This window comes from Bremerella alba, assembly GCF_013618625.1.
Taxonomy (GTDB): Bacteria; Planctomycetota; Planctomycetia; order Pirellulales; family Pirellulaceae; genus Bremerella; species Bremerella alba.
The window spans coordinates 193,496-213,729 of record NZ_JABRWO010000007.1; the positions used below are offsets into that span (position 1 = coordinate 193,496).

Annotated in this window: 17 protein-coding genes and 2 tRNA genes; 9 read left to right on the forward strand and 10 right to left on the reverse strand. The window is 52.5% G+C overall.

Annotated features, from left to right (window positions below; genetic code table 11):
- Positions 1-5: 5 nt before the first annotated feature.
- On the reverse strand, positions 6-974 hold the full coding sequence (locus HOV93_RS13450) for an AraC family transcriptional regulator (RefSeq protein WP_207397024.1): 969 nt from the start codon (positions 972-974) through the stop codon (positions 6-8).
- Positions 975-1,191: 217 nt separating this feature from the next.
- On the opposite strand from HOV93_RS13450, the gene HOV93_RS13455 reads away from it, so the two are divergent.
- Positions 1,192-3,528 (forward strand): arylsulfatase, encoded by a 2,337-nt coding sequence (locus HOV93_RS13455; RefSeq protein ID WP_207397025.1) that lies wholly within the window; start codon positions 1,192-1,194, stop codon positions 3,526-3,528.
- Positions 3,529-3,644: 116 nt separating this feature from the next.
- A complete protein-coding gene (locus HOV93_RS13460) occupies positions 3,645-5,165 on the forward strand; it encodes a DUF1254 domain-containing protein (RefSeq protein ID WP_207397026.1) in 1,521 nt (506 codons plus the stop codon).
- A gap of 146 nt (positions 5,166-5,311) precedes the next feature.
- On the opposite strand, the gene HOV93_RS13465 is transcribed toward HOV93_RS13460, so the two are convergent.
- The 4 genes from HOV93_RS13465 to HOV93_RS13480 all read right to left on the reverse strand — a co-directional run bounded on the left by HOV93_RS13465 (position 5,312) and on the right by HOV93_RS13480 (position 7,132).
- Positions 5,312-5,384, reverse strand: a tRNA-Asn gene (locus HOV93_RS13465).
- 162 nt (positions 5,385-5,546) lie between these two features.
- Positions 5,547-5,972 (reverse strand): ATP-binding protein, encoded by a 426-nt coding sequence (locus tag HOV93_RS13470; RefSeq protein ID WP_207397027.1) that lies wholly within the window; start codon positions 5,970-5,972, stop codon positions 5,547-5,549.
- Between the two features lie 162 nt (positions 5,973-6,134).
- Entirely contained in the window at positions 6,135-6,494 is a 360-nt protein-coding gene (locus HOV93_RS13475; RefSeq protein WP_207397028.1) for an STAS domain-containing protein, read from the reverse strand.
- 221 nt (positions 6,495-6,715) lie between these two features.
- On the reverse strand, positions 6,716-7,132 hold the full coding sequence (locus HOV93_RS13480) for a hypothetical protein (RefSeq protein ID WP_207397029.1): 417 nt from the start codon (positions 7,130-7,132) through the stop codon (positions 6,716-6,718).
- A 283-nt stretch (positions 7,133-7,415) separates the two neighbouring features.
- Between HOV93_RS13480 and HOV93_RS13485 the strand changes: the two genes are divergently transcribed.
- Complete coding sequence (locus HOV93_RS13485; RefSeq protein WP_207397030.1) at positions 7,416-8,333, forward strand: hypothetical protein; 918 nt, start codon at positions 7,416-7,418, stop codon at positions 8,331-8,333.
- A 487-nt stretch (positions 8,334-8,820) separates the two neighbouring features.
- On the opposite strand, the gene HOV93_RS13490 is transcribed toward HOV93_RS13485, so the two are convergent.
- Positions 8,821-9,213: a hypothetical protein gene (locus HOV93_RS13490; protein WP_207397031.1), complete on the reverse strand. Its 393-nt coding sequence runs from the start codon at positions 9,211-9,213 to the stop codon at positions 8,821-8,823.
- Between the two features lie 397 nt (positions 9,214-9,610).
- The gene (locus tag HOV93_RS13495) at positions 9,611-9,913 is read right to left on the reverse strand and encodes a hypothetical protein (protein ID WP_207397032.1); all 303 of its coding nucleotides are present in this window, start codon (positions 9,911-9,913) and stop codon (positions 9,611-9,613) included.
- A 323-nt stretch (positions 9,914-10,236) separates the two neighbouring features.
- On the opposite strand from HOV93_RS13495, the gene HOV93_RS13500 reads away from it, so the two are divergent.
- Together HOV93_RS13500 and HOV93_RS13505 are read left to right on the forward strand one after the other, a co-directional pair.
- On the forward strand, positions 10,237-10,632 hold the full coding sequence (locus HOV93_RS13500; protein WP_207397033.1) for a response regulator: 396 nt from the start codon (positions 10,237-10,239) through the stop codon (positions 10,630-10,632).
- Between the two features lie 205 nt (positions 10,633-10,837).
- Positions 10,838-14,686 (forward strand): MFS transporter, encoded by a 3,849-nt coding sequence (locus HOV93_RS13505; RefSeq protein ID WP_207397034.1) that lies wholly within the window; start codon positions 10,838-10,840, stop codon positions 14,684-14,686.
- Here the strand turns inward: HOV93_RS13505 and HOV93_RS13510 are convergent.
- The gene (locus HOV93_RS13510) at positions 14,683-15,630 is read right to left on the reverse strand and encodes a hypothetical protein (RefSeq protein WP_207397035.1); all 948 of its coding nucleotides are present in this window, start codon (positions 15,628-15,630) and stop codon (positions 14,683-14,685) included. The two genes, HOV93_RS13505 and HOV93_RS13510, sit on opposite strands and share 4 nt — an antisense overlap.
- Positions 15,631-15,908: 278 nt before the next feature.
- On the opposite strand from HOV93_RS13510, the gene HOV93_RS13515 reads away from it, so the two are divergent.
- Positions 15,909-17,114 (forward strand): HEAT repeat domain-containing protein, encoded by a 1,206-nt coding sequence (locus tag HOV93_RS13515; RefSeq protein WP_207397036.1) that lies wholly within the window; start codon positions 15,909-15,911, stop codon positions 17,112-17,114.
- Positions 17,115-17,141: 27 nt separating this feature from the next.
- Here HOV93_RS13515 and HOV93_RS13520 read toward each other — a convergent pair whose 3' ends face one another.
- Together HOV93_RS13520 and HOV93_RS13525 are read right to left on the reverse strand one after the other, a co-directional pair.
- Positions 17,142-17,465: a hypothetical protein gene (locus HOV93_RS13520; protein ID WP_207397037.1), complete on the reverse strand. Its 324-nt coding sequence runs from the start codon at positions 17,463-17,465 to the stop codon at positions 17,142-17,144.
- A 463-nt stretch (positions 17,466-17,928) separates the two neighbouring features.
- Positions 17,929-18,010: transfer RNA gene (locus HOV93_RS13525), tRNA-Leu, on the reverse strand.
- Between the two features lie 179 nt (positions 18,011-18,189).
- Here HOV93_RS13525 and HOV93_RS13530 point away from each other — a divergent pair.
- The 3 genes from HOV93_RS13530 to HOV93_RS13540 all read left to right on the forward strand — a co-directional run bounded on the left by HOV93_RS13530 (position 18,190) and on the right by HOV93_RS13540 (position 20,203).
- Positions 18,190-18,855, forward strand: coding sequence for an HAD family hydrolase (locus tag HOV93_RS13530; RefSeq protein WP_207397038.1), 666 nt, complete (start codon positions 18,190-18,192; stop codon positions 18,853-18,855).
- A 145-nt stretch (positions 18,856-19,000) separates the two neighbouring features.
- Entirely contained in the window at positions 19,001-19,774 is a 774-nt protein-coding gene (locus tag HOV93_RS13535) for a cytidylyltransferase domain-containing protein (RefSeq protein ID WP_207397039.1), read from the forward strand.
- A 195-nt stretch (positions 19,775-19,969) separates the two neighbouring features.
- Positions 19,970-20,203: a hypothetical protein gene (locus HOV93_RS13540; RefSeq protein WP_207397040.1), complete on the forward strand. Its 234-nt coding sequence runs from the start codon at positions 19,970-19,972 to the stop codon at positions 20,201-20,203.
- Positions 20,204-20,234 lie beyond the last annotated feature (31 nt).

A 20,234-nucleotide genomic window follows, 5' to 3' on the forward strand; every position in this document is an offset into this window, starting at 1 on the left:
GTTAGTCAAACGGAGTTGTTCTGGCGATACGCACCAGGCGTGACTCCCGTCATCCGCCGAAAGCTTCGAGTAAAGTTGTTCGTTCCAGAATATCCCAGTTCTTGGGCGATTTCTTTGATCGGCATCTCCGTTTCATGCAACATCTGGCAGGCCTCGTCGAAGCGAAGGCGATCCAACAGTCCGCGATAGGTTATTCCTGAGGCGGCCAGATAACGCTTGAGAGTAGCGGGGCTCGCGGACACAATAACAGCCAGTTGATCGAGTGTCGGCAAGCTGCGATAAGCAAACCTGGACGCCAGCAAACGGTACAACCTTTCGGCCGTTGGTGCCATTTCATCGGGGCCGAATCGCCACTCTTCACCGTTTTCATCGGTCTCAATAGACGATGGAAGTCGCTGGCTCAGAAACCCAGTGGGTATTGCCAGTGCCGTGACGTTCGCATCGAGAGATGCCTGACAATTCTCGAACGGGCGAACCAGGTGATGCCGATCGTTGAGTTGTTTGCGTAAAAGCATTCGCTCAGGCTGCCATGGCTCGGCGATCAATCCACGTATGAGCTGATAGTAGACGATCATCGTCATATCGTTGATGTACTCTTGCCCTCGCGAAATCTCGCGAGGCTCGCGATAGCAGATCCATGTTGTGTCACCATCGATGTGCAGGAAGTATTCGTTTCCTTCGTAGGCCACGCTGCCCAGTCGCAAGCCAACTTCTAGCGATTCCTTGACCGTCCTGCATGCCTGCATCGCTGCGGCGACCGGGCCTAAATGAGCAAACTCGAAATTCAGATAGGCGGAGTAGACCGCCTCGCGACAACCGGTTCTCTGAACGATGTCGTACGTGAAATCGTAGGCCTGCTTCTTGGTGATCCATCCACCTTCGTGAATCAGTTCGCCAGGAACATGCACTCGATCGAGATACGCCTGGCTACCAGCCCCCTGTTGATCCAAGAACTGGACTAAAGGAGAAAGCATCCTGGCATCAAACAACTCTAAGTGCATATGCACAACTCGCGCGAGTTTTATGAAGTGAGCTTAAATGAGCGCCTAGAAAGATTGATCCGGCTCTTGGATCGCATACCATGAACCTCTGACCATCGTCGATAGACTCGCTCTATCTTAAGTCAAATGATAAATGGTTACACGTTCTTTCGCCCCACGAACTGAAAATGCGGAACAGGAAAACGGAACAATGAGACAACACCTTACGAAGCTCTTTCTGCTGCTATTGATTTTGGGATTGCCTGGACTCCTGCGTGCCGAAGAAGGCCTTCCCAAGCCCGATCCTGTATTTCAAGGTGAGATTGGCACTACCTACGATGAATCCAAAGCCGATCCCAAATTGTTCTCCGCACCAACGGCTCCTAAGGATGCCCCTAATATTCTACTCGTCTTAATCGACGATATCGGGTTTGGTGCGGCAAGTACGTTTGGAGGTCCCATCGCCACGCCAACCTTGGATCGTGTCGCGAAATCCGGGCTGCGATACAACGCGTTTCACACCACCGCCCTGTGCTCTCCGACGCGTGCTGCGCTACTCACTGGGCGTAACCACCACAACGCCTCGACGGGCAATATTATTGAACTGGGAACGGGCTTTCCAGGCTACACAGGCATTATCCCTCAAAGTACTGCCACGATCGGCCAGATCCTTCAGGCCAACGGCTACAGTACCTCGTGGATTGGCAAGAATCACAACGTCGCGGATAACGTGACAAGCATTGTCGGTCCCTACCAGGGGCGTCCGAATGGACTTGGTTTTGACTACTTCTATGGATTCATGGGAGGCGAGATGGACCAGTGGTACCCAACGCTATACGAAAACCAGAACCCTGTGCTCCAGACCGCTTCGCCTGACGAAGGGTACAACTTGACTCATGATCTGGCGGACAAGGCTATCGAGTGGATGCGATACCAGAACTCAATCGCACCGGATCGACCGTTCTTTCTATACTTCGCGCCTGGTGCCTGCCACGCGCCGCACCAGCCACCCAAACAATGGCCAGAGAAGTACCGAGGCAAGTTCGCACACGGCTGGGACAAAGAACGCGAAATGACCTTTGCCCGGCAGAAAGAGATGGGCGTGATTCCTGAGGATGCCAAGCTGACCCCAAGGCCAGAACAAATGCCGGCGTGGGACAGCTTCGACGCCCAGGCTCATAAGCTCATGGAACGCCAGATGGAGACCTACGCAGGCTTCGCCGAATATACGGATGTCGAGGTCGGCCGGATCATTGACGCCATCGAGACAACGGGCGAACTGGACAACACCATGATCATCTATATCTTCGGTGATAACGGTTCCAGTGCCGAGGGAAGTCTTGTTGGTTCGGCCAATGAACTGCTAAACCTCAACGGCATCAACCCGACGATCGAAATGAGCATGAAGTTTTATGATGACTGGGGCAGCCCAAAGACTTCACCCCACATGGCGGTTGGTTGGGCGTGGGCGATGAGCACGCCCTTCCGATGGACGAAGCAGGTCGCTTCTCACTTTGGCGGTACACGCAACGGGACCGTCATCTCATGGCCAAAGCGAATCAAGAATGGTGGCGAGATTCGCTCGCAGTTCCATCACGTCAACGATATTGTTCCAACCATTTTGGACGTCACCGGCATCGAGGCGCCGGACGAGTACAACGGTATCAAGCAGAAGCCAATGGATGGGGTGAGCATGGCGTACACCTTTGCAAATAACGGCAAGGACGCGGAAAGCCCGAAAGATACCCAGTATTTCGAGATGTTCGGTCACCGTGCCATCTATCACGACGGCTGGATGGCTGCCGCATTCCACAATAGAGTTCCGTGGGTGAACGCAGGGACGGTTCCGTTTGATCAGGATAAATGGGAGTTGTTCGACCTAAGCAAAGACTTTAGCCAGGCCGTCGACCTCTCTGAAAAGCAACCTGAGAAGCTCAAGGAACTCCAGACCTTGTTCGACTCCGAAGCGAAGAAGAATAACGTCTACCCATTAGACGATCGTTTCGCCGAACGAACGGATGTGAGCTTGCGGCCGAGTTTCATCGCAGGACGTGACAAGATTACGTTCTATCCTGGTGCCATTCGACTCCTGGAAGGTTCGGCACCGAACATGAAGAGCCGCTCGCACAGCATCACCGCCAATCTCGTCATTCCCAAGGAAGGCGCTGAGGGGGTCATCCTGGCAATGGGTGGCGGGACGGCCGGGTTCTCGCTCTATGTCCAAGACAAAAAACTTGTCTACTTCTACGACTGGTTCAAATTCGAGGACTACACCATTACCTCGGACGAGCCACTTCCTGCTGGCGAAGTCAACGTCCGTGTCGACTTCAACTACGATGGGGGTGGAGCCGGCAAAGGAGCGACGGTCGTCCTCTTCGTGAACGACAAGCAGGTCGGTACCGGAAAACTTAAGAACACGGTTGCGGGTAGATTTGGACTCGACGCAATGGATGTCGGCATGGATCTCGGTGCTCCGGTAAACGAGGGCTATAAGCCCCCGTTCGCATTCACCGGTGAGATCAAAGACATCACAATCGATCTTAAGTAGTTCCAGTTTCGAGCACCTCGATCTGAACACGAACGGGGTGCTCTTTCTCTTGCTGTTCCCGTCTCACTAGCTCTCATTGACGTTTGGAATTTAGACCGCTCTCCAGGAATATGACTGTGAAGATTATAGCCTATGTCGTAATTGTCATTGTATTGGTTTGTTTCACGAGTACCGCTGATGCCCAGTCGAACCGATTCGATGCTTTGGCGAATCTTTCCTTCGAGAAAAATCGTCCCACCGCGGAAACAGCGGAAACGCTAAAGCAGGAATTGCTGTTCCAACGGGCATCGCAGATCTACATTTGGGCTATGCCGCTACTCAACACGATGGGCATGCGTGATGGCTTCGACGAGTCGTTCTGCACTGGTTACAACGTCATGGCGATCTGGACGAAACGGTTGGACGCCAGGACACGCATCACGACGCCCAACTCGGACCTCATTTACGGCATGGTCTTTGTAAACGTCGGCGAGACAGGTCCCCTCGTTTTTGAAGCACCCCCTAAGCTGCAAGGGATTCTCCTCGACTTCTGGCAGCGGCCGATTCCCGTGGACGGTGGAAAGTACTTTGGCGATCTTGGTTTGCCAGGCCCTGACGAGGGCAAGGGAGGCAAGTTCCTGATTTTGCCGCCAGGCTACGAAGGTGAGGTGCCGGAAGGATATTACGTCTATCGCTCTGGTACGAACAACGTCTTCATCTTCCTGCGTTCTTTCTACCAGTCGCTCGACAACATCAGCCCCGCAGTGGATGTCCTCAAGCAGTCGGTACTTTACCCACTGGGCGAGAAGAAAGAAGCGAAACCGATGGAGTTCAAGGACGCCTCCGAGACCGGACACGAGATGCTACCTAGAACCGACTTCACCGCGTTTGAGCAACTCAAATGGCTCGTCGATTCGGAGGGCAAGAATCTCGCAGGCCCCGATTGGCTCGGCATGCTGGCTGGACTTGGAATTGTCGAAGGAAAACCATTCAAACCTGACGATACGACACAAGAGATTCTCGCGAATGCGGCTAAGTCTGGCTACGATACCACACGCGTCATCGGTATGGAGGCGACGCTGGGAGACACCGACTTCCACGTCTACGAAGATCGACAATGGCTCAACCCAGTTAATAACGTCTCTTCACGCTGGCCTGATGCTTTTGTCGACCTGAGTTGGAACGACAGCCAGCATGGCTATCGCAATCTGGATGCCCGAGCGTGGTTCTTCACCGACTACTATTCCATCAGCCCAGGCATGGTCTCGATGACGCCTGGAAAAGGGGCGTTCTATATGATTGCCTTTAAAGATGCAGACGGGAATTGGCTCGATGGCGAGAACAGCTACAAGCTCAACCTTCCTCCCAATATCCCGGCCGAACTGTTCTGGTCAGTGACGCTTTATGAAGCTGAGAACGCGTCCGGGCTGGCCAACGGGCAACCGTTTCCTTCCTTGGGGAAACTCAATAAACCCGTTCAAGAGGATGATGGCAGTACCGTCTTATCATTGAGCCCCAAGGCACCGGAGGAAGGCGAGAACAACTGGCTGGCCACGGTACCTGGACGTGGGTACTTTGTGATCTTACGGCTCTATGTTCCGCAGAAAGCCGCGATGGACGGCAGTTGGAAGCCGGGCGACATCGAGAAGATGGAATAATGGAAAGTAACATTGACAGCGAGGAAATCTACATGCCCAGGACGAACCGTCCTGGGATAGAACCTTTCCTCGTCTATCATGGACAAACTTTATCGGAGTGAAAAGGGCCATAAGAATTTTGTTAAGTGGATGACTCGGGGTCATAGCTCCCCCGGCAAGACTCGAACTTGCGACAAGGCGGTTAACAGCCGCCTGCTCTACCAACTGAGCTACAGGGGATCAGAGGAACAGCTAAGTTTACGTTTTTCCTTTTCCCTTTCAAGGGCACCTATCACGAAAGTTGTGAGGCGGATGTCAAGAAAGGATTCCGGTCTTATCGAAGAAGACAATTTTCCTGACAGAAGGTTCTGCTTCCTATCGAAAATTGGCTGCTCGCGGTGGCTACTGGGAACGGTTTTTCACCATCCGAACCGAGTTGCCCTTTTCGTTGTAAGAGACTTCGCTCATGTAGGCCTTGATCAGCATAACGCCGCGGCCGGATGGGACGTCCAGATTTTCGTCTAGCGTGGGGTCTGGGACCGCGTCTGGGGTGAAGCCTGGGCCCTGGTCGGTAATGTGAATTAGGACACGCTCTTTTCCCACGCGCATGTCGACTTCGACCGATTTGTTGGGATCTTGCTTATTTCCGTGTTTAATCGCGTTGACGATGGCCTCTTCGGCTGCCAAGTGAATGCCGAAGCAGTCATGCGTGGCCCACTCGGCACGGTCGAGCTGGGTCAGCAATTCTTTAATGAGACGCTGTCCTTCGGCCGTATCACTAGGAATTGTTTCCTGGTTAGACCAAAGCCAGTTGTTGTCATCGCCCATAACTAAGCGCAATCACGAATGGGAGGAGTGTTACGGGAAAAGCCAGTCAGGAACGCCTTCTTCCTGACTGATTGTCTGCTGGCCGCTAGACACGTCGACGAAAGACGGGTGATAGCACTAGTTTAGCGACAAAATCCCTTAACGGAAAACAGGGACTCCCAATTAACCACGAAAGGCGGCCAATGCGTCGGGAACGTCGTCCTTAATATCAAACAACTTATTCAGCCGCGTTATGGCAAATACTTCCATAATCTCCGGGCGAATGTTGCTCATCTTCAGATGCCCATCCTGCTGCTTCACCTGCTTGTCGAGGCTAATCAGTTTCCCCAATGCCGAACTCGATAGGAATTCAACATGTGAGAAATTCAGCAAAATGCTCCGCTTCTTAGCGACCTCTACCAGGTCGCTAAATTCTTGCCCAATTTCTTGTATCTGGACGTCATCCAAGATCTTGCGATCCTTGAATTCAACTACGGTGACGTCCTCCACCTCGGTTACTTTGAGGCGCTTTTGGTCCGACATTGCTTTCAATTCCTTTACCTGAAGACTTCGCAGAATTCTAACGCAGCGCGATTCGCGAATACAAAGGAAAAATGAGCATTCTGAGAATCTTACAGGCCACTTCAGCGCCAAAATCGTCTCAAACGCTAAAGCCTATGATAATTTCCACTTACGCGCTGTCAACGGTATAGCAGGTTTCCGTGAAACTTGTCCGATCACCGAATCCCGACCTTTTCAATCACTTATTCGCCCCGCTTACCGGTAAGCACCACGTGCTTTATCAGCAGGAAGTTACCCCCGCGGTACTCGGTAACGGTCCCAGAAACGACCCAAACTAACTCACCCGTCGAGCTTTCTTGAGCCAGAACCACTCGTTCCATCATTCGATTTTCTAATATCTTGAGGACCGTATCTCCTCCGTCTTGTACGAAGCTCAGACGATCACCGATCCACTCGAAAGTCCCTTCCGAGTCCACGATTTCCGCCCCTTCGCGAAGCCGCTTCATCTTTTCTTGAAACTGCTGTGCCGACTTCATTCGGTCGGTCACTGGGGCCACGTTTTCTTCGGCCAATGCCGCTCGCTCTGGTGGAGCCATGGCGACTAAGCAGGTCATCACAACGCAGAAGAAACTCAACAGGCACGGTAGCAATTTTCTCACAGCCGAATCTCACGTCACCAGTATCGTCGAACGAAAAACTGCCAAAGTGTAGCTTGAGAATTATCGTGATGACTTAGGAAATCATCGCGGTGTGAAAAATCATCTTCGTTGCCTTTTAGGAACAAATGAGCAGCCATAAAGACTAGCCATAACCCACTTGCACATAGTCACTTACAGCTAATGACAACTTTTATCTCGAAAGCTTGGCACCCAGGCTGCAGTTGGAAAGGAGAACCTCATCTCTAGAACCTAGTGCGAATTGCAGACGACCATGTACGACTCCATGACTTCCATTTCGATCGCTCCGGTTGGCGTTGCTTTTCTGTTTGTCATTGGTAGCTTCCTCAGCCTGGCAACCGGGCACGTGCTTGCCCAAGACCTCGATCCCTCCGCGATCGTCGAGCTGACAACCGCTAGCGGTAGAACGTTCCGCGGCAAGATCTCACCCAAGAGTGACTTCAATACCGTTCATATCACGACGAACCGCGGGTCGATTGCTCTCAGTCGTCCTATCTCGTGGACAGCCATTCGGCATCTGACGATCAACGAACTTCCTGCCTCGTTTGAAAAACTGGCAATGCTGATCACGAAAGTCCAGACCATGGAAGGTCAACCTGAAGGGCCGGTTGATGTGATTACGATCGGCCCTTCACTCGCCCCTCGAGAAAACGAAGTGGCGGTCGAGCAAATGGAAGCTGGCCCCACGACTGCCCCCGTTTCCAGTGTCTCGTCTTGGGCGACGTTCAAAAACTGGGATAGCGACCCGAGCGTCGACGGCCTAGAGATTACCTTTACGCCTGAGGACTCGCAGGGACTTCCTACGGCGGCGCGGGGTCATCTGGAAGCGGAACTTTATACGTTCCAAAAGGCCTCTTTCTCGAGCGTTCCGCATGGGCAAGGAGCACGATTCATGAAGATCGGCAGTTGGCGAATCCCGCTCAATCAAACGATTCCGCGTTACGACTCACGCGTCGCACGACTCCCCTATCAAGCGATCTCGCCGGCCACCGATGGCAGTGTCTCGCCCCTTGGGACGTTGGTAATCAAGTTGGTCGTTCCTGGCCAAGGAACGTTCTCCGCCAGCATGGAAGACGTTCGCCTGCGACCGTACAGTTCCCTACGCGATGCGAATGTCCTACGTGGCAATTCGCGTTTCTATGGAGATGAGAATCCTCGATATATGCCATACACCACTCCGTAGTTAAATCACTACAAGCTCTATCTGAGTACTACTGAACAAACGATAGTCGACATGGCCTGAATGTATCCACCAAGTTTGATCATTCTAACGCCCTTGTCGGTCAAGCCGATATTATTCTGCAGATTGGTGGCGGTGCTTCCTTGTCCGTTAAAGAAGATGACTGGATTTTTGCGATTTCAGTCAGTAGCAGATTTTGCGGTTCCTTAGGCTAGTGCCAAGAAAAAGAGGCCGGCCGCACAAGGCGGCCGGCCAGGCTTCCCCGAGACGAACGTGGGACAGAAACGATCATCGTCGAGGTTGCCTTGCTCCTGGAAAATGTCCTGTACATAATCCAGATCTCATCTTGGGATTAATAGGGCCGCAGGAGACGCTTCCTGGGGACCTTCTCAGTTTGGAACAATTGTTGACTGAGAAGGTCTCTATTTAAATCCATCGTTAAGACGCATGTAAGCGAACGGATAGACCCACCCCCCAATAAACCAGGGCACTATTCAAGTTCTACGCATAACTCCGCAAGATCGGGCGAATCGCGTTGATCGAGATCCCAATCATCGTAGGGAACCGTCAATCGGCGGGCCAAGAACTGGAGCGTTGACATTGCCGAGACGATCTCCATTGGCTCCAACGGGCGCGTGAGATCGAGGAAGGTGCGCAAGCGAACGAGTACCAGCTCAATGAACTCGAACTCGTGGCGGCATTGGTTAAGTGATTCCTCTTGGTACGACGCTTGGCGTTCAGCATCGCTTCTCAAGCCCTTGATTCTAGCGCATAGATAGAGAAAGGCTTCGAGTGCTCGGGCATCCTCGCATTCGGGAAACTCTTGAACCTGTAGTTTGTTGGAAAGTATCTTGATCGCCCCAAGTGGGGTAAGCGCTGGCATTAGCCATCACAACTTTCTCTGTCCCAATTTTGCATTGGAGAAAATCAGTGATCTAATATAAGTATATTCGGATACAGTTAAGAACGAGGATGTCAATTCTGATAAGTTTCGCGTGATTCCTTACAATTCCGGTATCGTTTACACCGATTGCAAGGAGCTTACTTTTCCCCTCTCCAGAGAGCCTTCGCGACGAGGCGTTTGAAACGATAAACGTCGCAATCACCATCCCGCTAAAGCGGCGGTTCGATTCCGAGGTGCTCACGAATTGCTTTTGGAAACAAGAGCCCAGGCAAGCTTGCCCGGCAGAGATCGGCAACGACATGGGGCGCTGCGGAGTCTGTGAACACACCATGGCAACGCTGGCAGGTAAGCAAGAAGTGCCGCCTATCAATTGCAGCTAACCAGGCTTGGGCATCGCCAGACTATGAAGCACGAGGACGGCCCCCATCGAGATGAGTGCCCAGCCCAACCACTGCGGTGGCTTGATCGTCTTCTTGGCCGAGATGATATTCGAGTTTTCAGCGGCGGCAACAAAGGCTGTTGGCACTTCGCTGGGATCGGCCTTCTTCGAGTTGAACTGCTTGGTGAGAAATTGACTCGCCTCTTGGGTCAGGGTCACCGAGTCGACCATGCGGAATTGAATACCCAGGGCGAGCAGTACAACTCCGATCATGAAATATTGATTGCGATTGATTTCCACGGTCAGCTCCGCCGAATCGCTGAAAACTTGGTGTGTGGTGAAATTCGGACCCAACGATCGGATCCGTTACTCTATTCTTCGAAACAAAAACGTGGCCAGTCTGAGCTTATCTGCCAAACCAAGGATCCTCGCTGCTGTATCGATTTCTCGGAACATAGGGGACGTAGCGAATTTTCCGACAAAGGGACCATGCTGGCTCGAAGAACTTCAATTCCACCGCATCACTCCGCGCTTGCTTCGGATCCTTGACCTATCCATATAAGGAGCGTGCAGGGACAAACCTTGCGTGTCGGTAATATTTTTCCAAGCTGGACAGAGTAACCATGAGCACATCCAATCCATCACGTGGCCGCGTGCTTGTTTGTGACGATTCGATGTTGATGCGCAAACTTGTCATCGATTCGCTGACAGAAGACGGCTGGACGCTCGCCGGCGAAGCGCAGAATGGCAAGGAAGCCTGTGAAATGTACCAGCAACTGAAACCGGATGCCGTGACCATGGATATTGTCATGCCGGAGCATGACGGCATTTACGGGCTTCAGCAGATCATGGACCATGACCCCAACGCCAAAGTTGTCATGGTGAGTGCATTGAATCAGACCTCGCTGGTCGCCGAATCGGTGCGAAAAGGGGCTCAGGACTTTATGGTCAAGCCGTTTATGCCCGAGCAGCTGCAAGAAACGATGCGGCGACTTATTGATGCCAATCTGCAGGCCTAATTCCTGTCGATCCCATCTTCATACGGGCAAACTTCGGCGGAAATCGGAAAATCTTATCCACGCTTGTGTCTTGCGAGCGAGGAAAATACGCGAAGAAAGCGTCGGCAATTGAGGCCGATAGACGAGTTGTGGCGTTGGTTAAACGTCGCAAATCGGCTAGTCTTACGGAATTGCAAGCATCGCAATCATCGCGCGGAATAGATGTATGGCCCCCGGCGTCCATGAGCCCACCATCCGAGAGCACGACGACGAACTAAGTAACCTGTCGTCGTCGAGCTTTATTGGCCTGGTATTGACGCAATTCTTGGGTGCCGCGAACGACAACATTTTTCGTTGGTTCGCAATCGGCATCGGCAAAGAACAACAACCTGAACACGTGGGTACCATCCTGATGGCCGGTACGGCGTGCATGGTTGCCCCATACCTGATTTTTGCGCCGCACGCCGCATTCTTTGCCGATCGCTACAGCAAGCGAAGTGTGATTATTTGGTGCAAAATTGCTGAAATTGTGATCATGATGCTCGGGATCATGCTCGCCTGGAGCGGGCAGCTCTTCTGGCTGTTCAGCGTGGTCTTCTTTCTCGGCGCACAAAGCGCCATGTATGGGCCTGCGAAACTTGGCGCCATCCCAGAGATACTTAAGACAAAGCATATTTCGTCGGCCAATGGGATCATCGGTCTCGCGACGGTGGTAGCTACAGCCCTGGGAACCGTCGTAGGGAATTTGCTGAGCGACTGGACTCACCAGGGAGAGACCAACCTCTGGCTGGCCGGACTGATTATGGTCGGGTTCGCTGCGGTCGGAATTGGGACCAGCTTGTGGATACAAAATCTTCCGAGCAATCAGCCGAATCTTAAGTTCCCCTGGAATCCTTTCCGCAGCGTGGTCAAGGATCTCAAAGAACTTCGGGCTAACAAGGCCATTTTTTACGTAGCGATGGGCAGCGCGTTCTTCTGGACGTTGGCTGCGCTGGCGCAGCTGAATATCGACCAGTTCGCAGCCGAAAGCGGCACCACGACCCAAGCCGACGTAGGACCATTACTCGCCGTGCTTGTCGTAGGAACCGCGGTGGGATGTATCTTGGCTGGATACTGGTCGCAAGGACACGTCGAGATGGGGATCCTCCCGCTCGGGGCGACTGGATTGGCCATTTGCTCGTTCCTACTATTCATCTGCCCTTCTCCGATTGTCGGTGCTGATGGTCACTGGAACTTCGTATTCTTTGTGGCCAGTTCCCTGCTCTTTTTGATGGGGTTATCGGCTGGACTGTTTGAGGTGCCACTGGCTTCCTTCCTGCAACATCGAGCTCCGGCTGAAAAACGTGGCACAATCTTAGCCGCCACTAATTTCATCACCTTTGGTGGCATCCTGGTTATTTCTGTGGTGTTTTCGATTCTTCGGACACCGGTGTACGAAGGCAATGTCAACAATGTCGAGCAAGTTGCTGAACTAGAGATCTCGCCTGAATTTTCAAAGCAAGTCGCCCAGCAAACTCAGCAGCTCCGCGCCGATATCATCGCAGGCAAGAAGTACGACTCACCGTTAAACATCGCGAAATCGATCGCGTCAGACAAAGACGAGCAGACCTACGCGTTTGCGTCGCTGCTGATGACCCAATTGCATCAGGCCTTCTCCGATCAAAACCCGATTGATCGGAGTGAAATCATCGACAAGTATCCCGAGTACAAACAACTTGTCGCCGAGATCTACTTTCAAGCGACCAATTTGCCGCTACTCAGTTCGCGTCAAATCTTCTTTCTCTGCGGTGTCGTTACCATTCCGATTTTGTTCTACATCCTGTACTTACTTCCGCAGAACTCACTGCGATTCCTTGTTTGGCTGGCCAGCGAATCCTTCTATCGCATTCGGGTGCATGACCGCGAGAACCTGCCTGCGGAAGGGGGGGCACTGTTAGTCTCGAATCACGTTTCGTGGCTCGACGGGGTGCTGTTAATGCTCACCAGCAGCCGACCGGTTCGCATGTTGGTCTGGGGTGGGAACTTCAAAAGTGAATGGTTCCGCAAATTTGTCGAGTACCACGGTGCCATCCTTATCGACAAAGGCCCCAAAGGCATTCAGAAGGCGCTTCAACGAGGACGAGAAGCGATCGAGAACGGGGAACTGGTTTGCGTTTTTGCCGAGGGAGGCATCACGCGAAGTGGACAAATCCAAGGCTTCAAACCAGGCCTCTTGAAAATGGTGGAAGGAACTTCCGCCCCGGTCGTGCCAGTCTTTATCGACGAACTCTGGGGGAGTATCTTTACATTCAGCGACGGAAAGTTCTTCTGGAAACTTCCTCGCAGTTGGCAGACCCCCATCTCCATTCATTTCGGCGAGCCTATCGACCCGCCTTACGGCATTCATGTCATCCGCCAGGCCGTCCAGCAGCTAGGAGCGATCGCCTTCGAGCGACGAGTTGAACGCGTGATTCCCCCAGCCAAAACTCTTCTTCGTGTTTGCAAACGTCGGCTATTCATGACCAAGGTGGCTGACTCGACCGGCGTCGACCTGACCGGCGGCGTCTTCCTGACGCGCATCCTGGTACTCCGTCGATTGCTCAAGCGACATATCCTCCGTTCACCTGCCGAAGAACAGTACGTGGGGGTCTTGTTGCCTCCGTCGGTCGCTGGTGCTGCGGTCAACGGAGCCTTGGCCCTCGATCACCGCATTGCCGTCAACTTGAACTACACGACGAGCAACGAAGTGATGAACCACTGCATTAACAAATGCGGTATCAAGTCGGTGCTGACCAGTCGCCGCTTCATGGAGAAGTTCAACTGGGACCTCGATTGCGAAGTGGTCTATCTTGAAGATCTGAAAGACAAGCCTACCCTCTGGGACAAAATAAGCTGTGCGTTCACGTCCTTTGTGATCCCTAGCTGGGTGCTGGATCGCACGTACGGACTGAACAAGATTGGGCCAGACGATACCCTCACCGTCATCTTTACGTCTGGGTCGACCGGTGTCCCCAAAGGCGTGCAGTTGACCAACGCGAACATTTCGTCCAACGTTCAGGCAATTCAACAGATGGTGCATCTGAATCGCCAAGACGTGATTGTCGGTGTCCTGCCGTTCTTCCATTCGTTTGGCTACACCGTCACGCTATGGACGATGTTTGGTATCGACGTGAAGTCGGCCTACCACTTCAGTCCCCTAGAACCCAAGGTGATCGGCAATCTTACCAAGAAGCACCGCGGTACCGTGATCTTAGTGACGCCTACATTCCTCCGCAGCTACTTACGCCGCGTTGATAAGGAAGACTTCGCGACCTTAGAAATCGTGGTTGCCGGTGCCGAGAAGTTGCCCATTGACCTGTGCGAATCGTTCGAGCAAAAGTTTGGTGTCCGACCCGTCGAAGGCTACGGGGCAACCGAACTTTCGCCGTTGGTCTCCGTGAACATTCCCCCGGCCCGCTCGGTTGATAACTTCCAGATCGACCGCAAGGAAGGAACCGTGGGACGTCCGATTCCCAACGTTGCCGCGAAAATCATCGACCTCGATACGGGAGAAGAAAAAGGGGTCAATGAACCCGGCATGCTCTATATCACCGGACCCAACGTCATGCAGGGCTACCTGGATCAACCTGAAGAAACCGCCGAAGTCCTTAACGACGGCTGGTACAAAACAGGCGACGTGGCACTGATCGACGAAGACGGCTTTTTGAAAATCACCGGTCGAGTAAGTCGCTTCTCAAAAATCGGTGGCGAAATGATCCCGCACGTTCGGATCGAAGAAGCAATCGAGCAGATTCTCGGCCCGAACGAGTGCGAAGAACTAGCGGTTGCCGTCACTGCCGTCGAGCATCCCACCAAAGGGGAACGCATCGTGGTTGTCCACACGCCCCTTCCGCTTACCCCTCAGGATGTCTGCCAGCGATTAAAGCAAGCTGGCCTACCGAACCTATTCATTCCATCCACCGAGAGCTTCATGGAAGTGGAAAAGATTCCGATTCTCGGTACCGGCAAGCTCGACCTGAAAGAGCTCAAGGAAATCGCTACGACGCGATTCGCCGACAACGCCTCGGCTGCGTCTTCTCAGAGCGAGTCGAATTAGCGACGCAGTTCTGCAAAACGCTTCCGAGGGATCGCCCCCAAGGAACTGGAAGCGGCGTCCTCTTCCGGCACCGCCGGTTCGATAGGACGCAAGGCTACTTGCTCAGGCTGCTTCGGCAACAAAGCCGGCTCTCGAACCGGTGCCGCTGCGAGCGGCAGTGGCTCATCGTCAGGCGTATTATCGAATTGCTGCTGGACTCCACGTTCGGCAACCACCTTGCGCTGGTACACGCGTGTCACGACCTCGCCAAACTGCTTACGAACCGTTGGGTCGACTTTCTGTAAACGCGAGACCATGTTGTGCATTCCAGTGACGTTGTCTTCTGCGTTTCGTGAGATCTTCCCGATGAAAGACGACGTCTCGGCAAAGTTATAGTCAGCCGTCTTGCCAATCAGCGGATGAAGTGTGCGAGCCAGAAAATCAGCCCCACGACTTTCAAATTTGACGAAGACATCCAGGCGATTCGAGACGAATGTCTGGCCCTGAGCCGCTTTGGTATAGCCTGACTGAAGCACGAGCACGCAGTTGGCTACGATCTTGGTGGGTGCCAGCGGCCCTTCGTAATATCCCTGGGCGAAGAAGATGTTTGTTTCGCCATCGGCATAGACGATATCCACATTGCTAACAGTGCCGGCGCCATCATTCGCATGAAAGGTTGTGGGGCTTACCCGCTGCACATGAACACTGGTAATCCCCATCAGTTCCCAGATGTTGACGACCACTTCCGGATAGCTAACCAGAAATGCGTATATTTCTGGATCACAATCGATCACCTGCACCGGTAGTCGTCGAAAGATGCTCGGATCTTTGACAACCTGAGATACGCGATTTTGATCCTGAGGTCGCAACTGTGAAAAGGGAATCTTGCGCAGCGCGTCCTGCTTTTCTTCACGACCGAAACTGACTAACTCAGCCTCCGGTTCGTCGGCTTTGAGCGGCGACACTTGTAGCAATCCCAGTACAAGAACGACTCCCGCAATGCACATCCAAGAGCGCAAAATCGATTCGAGAAGACAAGTTGGGTTGGATGAATTTCGGATTATCGGCATGCAAGCATTCCCCATAGGCTTCGCGATGGCTGAGATGGCCTTACCCTTAAATCGGTTGAATCGCTATGATCGCCACAATCATTCTTAGATTCCTAAACCGAACGAAGTGCTAGCGTTTGCTGGATTCCGGCAAATACCGCTTCAAAGAGCCGTTCCCTCGCTAAATTCAATCCATGGAAAAACCAACCGAGAGCCAACTTCGCCCCATTAAAACCACGGCGATTCTGCTGGGTATGCTGCTAGCGGCGTCGGTTGGATTCAGCATCCTGACAACGTGGGTTTGGCTGCCGGAGCGCATGGATGAATTAGTTTTGAACGCCCCCGAGTCTGAGATTGGGGTGAGAATGGAGAACGCTCTGAAGAACTCTTCGACTCCCTATCAAGATATCGCTCGTTGGATGGGCTCGAACCGAACCGTCCTCGCCTTGGAAGCGTCGCACCAGATGCAGCTCCGGATCGACCAACTTCAGGCCCAGCCTGGATTAGCCATTGCCGACCAGGCACATCGCCTAGCCCAGGCATTAAAAGAAGAACTGCCCAACTATCAGCAGCCAACTCGCAGCCGCGTGTATCGCATGGCAAGTCAGATGTCCAACTGGGACCTGGGAACGTCCTCGCCAGAGCAAGGGCCGTTTCTTTTAGCGATAGAGGATATTCTTCGTGAGAGTAGTCCACCGTCTCCCTCGGCTCATCTGGCAGCCAGCGACCAGATGGTGCTGGATTACCTGAAAAGCACCCAACCTAGCGATACTGCGATGGAAAGTTCAGCCAATTTCAGTCGCTTAGGTGATGTCGACTTGCGCGGAGGACTCCCATGGAAACAGCAATCGATACCAGGCGATATCCACCACTCGATCGGGTCTCTTCCCAAGCAACAGGGGCATGTCCACAAAGACGCAGAGGTACTTCGAGCCAATCGGCGCGTCGCAATCGATCAGCCGCTGAAGTTACCCACCATGACAGAAAGTCCGAAACAGCTTCCGCTTGGTCCCCGCGTGACAGAGTCGCTTCCCGACTTAAGTCGTCTCACCACGCTTGAGATTATGTGGAAGTTGCATCTACAAAATACGCGCATGGTACAGCATGCTAGAGAAACACTTATGTCGCGAAACTTCAACGCAGATGACTTAGAACTTGCGACAAGACTTACCCACCCTGATGTAGCCCAACGCCTACAGCTCGTTCGAGAACTTCCCGTCATGCCTCGGGATGATCGGACTCACTGGCTTTACTACATGACCAAAGACCCAGATGAGGGGGTCAGGTATAGTGCCGTGGCTGCTCTTTTAACATCAAGCGACCCACGGCTGCTAAGACGCTTGAAAGCGGACATGGCAACAGATTCCAGTCCGCGAGTTCAAGCATTAATTCGAAGATAGTGTGCCTGTTAACAGGACACTATGAATTTAGTGGGTCAACTTGCTAAGCATTTCCATCGCTTGCTTCGCTCGGCCAACGCCGCCGATCGTGTCCACAAATTCCTTTGCCGTCATCAAATCATCGGCAGTGATTTTGCCACTTTTTGTGGGACCATTTGCTTTTCTTTTGTCCATCGACTTGATGGTGCTCACATACTGTGGCGTTACATCCTTGTAGCCGGCTTTCTTCAAAGCGTCCGCTACTACGGTAGGCGATGCTTCGGGGTTATCTTGTTGGAAATTTCGAATCGCATCTGCTTTTGATGGTTTGTTGGTAGCTCGTTTTGCCATGCTTAGTACTTTAACTTCCAATAGTTCAATCTATGACGTTTTCAGTATGCCTCGCCCAAGGCCCAATCTTAGTCTAGACCCACATTTCCTAATCGTCGACTTGTGTTTATCTAGAATGCTGACAAACCGCAATGAACTAGCAATCTAGGAGTCATTCGGGGCGCTACTTCACACTGACTTGAGTTGCAGGTGAAGTGTAGTTCCTTACTATATCGCTTTCATGTACATAGGACACCCTCGTGCTATACCTCGTAGCCACTTTCGCCCATGAAAGAAAAACAATTGTCCTATTTACCTAAAACACGCATATCACTTAACTCTTTTGGGTAATCCGCTCGTCGTCAAAAGCAGGCCCCCCGAAGCGTTAAACAGGGCGCACAGTTTGGGTGGTTTGACGACCATGGGAAGAACATCAGAACAAGACCCCACTCTTACGAGTGGCCAGACAGTCATTGAAAACTGCGTCTGATACGAAAGAAAAAAGTGGGGATGACAGGAATTGAACCTGCACTCCTTGCGGAACTAGATCCTAAATCTAGCGCGTCTGCCAGTTTCGCCACATCCCCTGGCAACCCAAAACAACGCGTTTTTAACCGCGTCTTGGGTGAAGATCACAAGTATATCATCTCGAATGCGGATTTGGCAACGTGGCCCCTCTTGGGTATTTGCGATCAAGATGCGAAAACGGAACTTCAGCACACTCCATTGCATTTCCTTTGTAAGGTCTTTAACAAGCCAAGTAAGCATGTCTGAATTAAATGCGGTCGTTTTCGACATGGACGGTACCATCTTGAATACTGAGATGCTCTACCCCCAGGTTTCTACTGAAATCCTTCGTCGCCGAGGCCTCTCGTTAACGAAAGATCTTACCGATGCGATGATGGGCCGACCGGCTCCTAAAGCGTTTCAAGTCATGATTGACTGGCACGATTTGGCCGATTCCATCGAGACGCTCCACCAAGAGTCGGAAGATATTTTCGCTGACATCCTGGAAACGTCCCTCGGACTTATGCCTGGTTTTACCGAGTTGTTTAAATCGATCCTGGAAGCCAAATACCCTGTCGCCGTATGTACCAGTGCACGGCGAGATACAGCGATCGACTTATTAGGTCGCTTCAACATCACACCTGAACTTCAATTTGTGATTGGCGGCGATGAAGTAGAGCATGGCAAGCCCCATCCAGAAATCTACTTAGCAGCGGCAGATCGTCTGGAGCTTTCACCCAGCGAAATTGTGGTCTTTGAGGATAGCCATACCGGCTGCAAAGCTGCCATCGACGCCGGCACGCACGCCATTGCGGTACCAGGCGACCACAGCCGCGAACATTTATTTGATGGTGCGCAATTCGTGGCTGAATCGTTACACGACCAACGTATCTTCGAACAACTTGCTATTCGATTTCCTACCTAATTATTTCTCTGCGATGCATCGCGATATCTAAGCTTTCCAGAAGTCGATTGACGAAGATGCGCGCCCCCCTATAAACTGAGTGGGTGCGACCCCCAAAATGCACAGTGTCGGACACTGCTCCCCCCCGCAATAAAGGATTGACGCGATGAAAAATCTCGCCATCGTCCAAATCGACGACGAAATTATGTTGGCCCCTGGATCCCACCAAGATGCCAGCCTAACCCCCAGCAAACTGGCCGCTCGGAAATTGAATTCGACCCCACTCATTGAATGGCTGGTGCGTCGTATCTCGGAAGCGGAATTGATCGAAGGTATTGTCGTGGTCATGCCCGATCAGCCGCAATATCGCGATTTAGTTTCCCTCATCCCACTCGACATCCCTTGTCACCTGAGCAAGAAGGAAACACCCCTGGCACGGTTGGCCGACGCATCCCGTCAGTACCCATCCGATTCCATCGTACGAATTCCGCTGGAAACACCGTTCTGCGATCCCGTGTTGATTGATCGGCTCTCGATCACAGCTCAAATGCGGAGCGACAAAGACTACGTAGGGTACTGCCTGGAAGATGGTTGCCCCGCTTCTCAGTCGTCGATCGGTTTGTTCTCGGAATGGATCCGTAGCGAGGCTCTAGAAAAGGCCAGTCGCGAAGTAAAATCAAAAGCGGATGCCTATCGGGTCGATACTTCGTTTCTCAATTATCCCGAACTGTTTTCTTTGGAATTGCTGCCGGTCCCTGCCTCTCTCAATCGAACCGACCTGCGTTTTTCGGTTGCCAATGACGAGGACTGGGAAGAACTGCTTGCGATTGTCGATGCCCTGGGTGCCGAAACCCTACAGTGGCAAGATGTTGTGCAGATCATCGACGCCCAGCCCCCGATACGTCAGCGTATGGCCAAGCGAAATAAACTGATCGCTTAGTACCAGAGTGACAGAAAAACGTGGATTCGACACAGAGGGACGCTCAGGCGTCCCTTTTACTTTGCTAGCAGCCTGGGGCCGTAAAATCGAAACAATCGTCAAATTCAACTCAATTTACCAAACCGGTTTGGTCGAAAATGATTGGGAACGAACTCCCTGTGACGATCAGCTTCCACATTGCAAGGCTGCGATGCCATGAAAAAGTTGCTTACCCTACTCGCTTCCCTAGCACTGATGACCAACGTCGGTTGCTCCATGTGTAGTCATCCGTTCGACTACTCCTATGCCGCGTACGACGACGCGCAAATGAGTGGGCATCGGGCAGGCTCTGCATTCTCTCCGTACACATCGGAATCGATCGTGACCGAATCGGTCCCTGCTCAGCAGATCATCGAAGAAGAAGTCATCTACTACGACGAATCCAACTAGCGTTCAAAGGCCAGCGATTTCGATCGGCCTT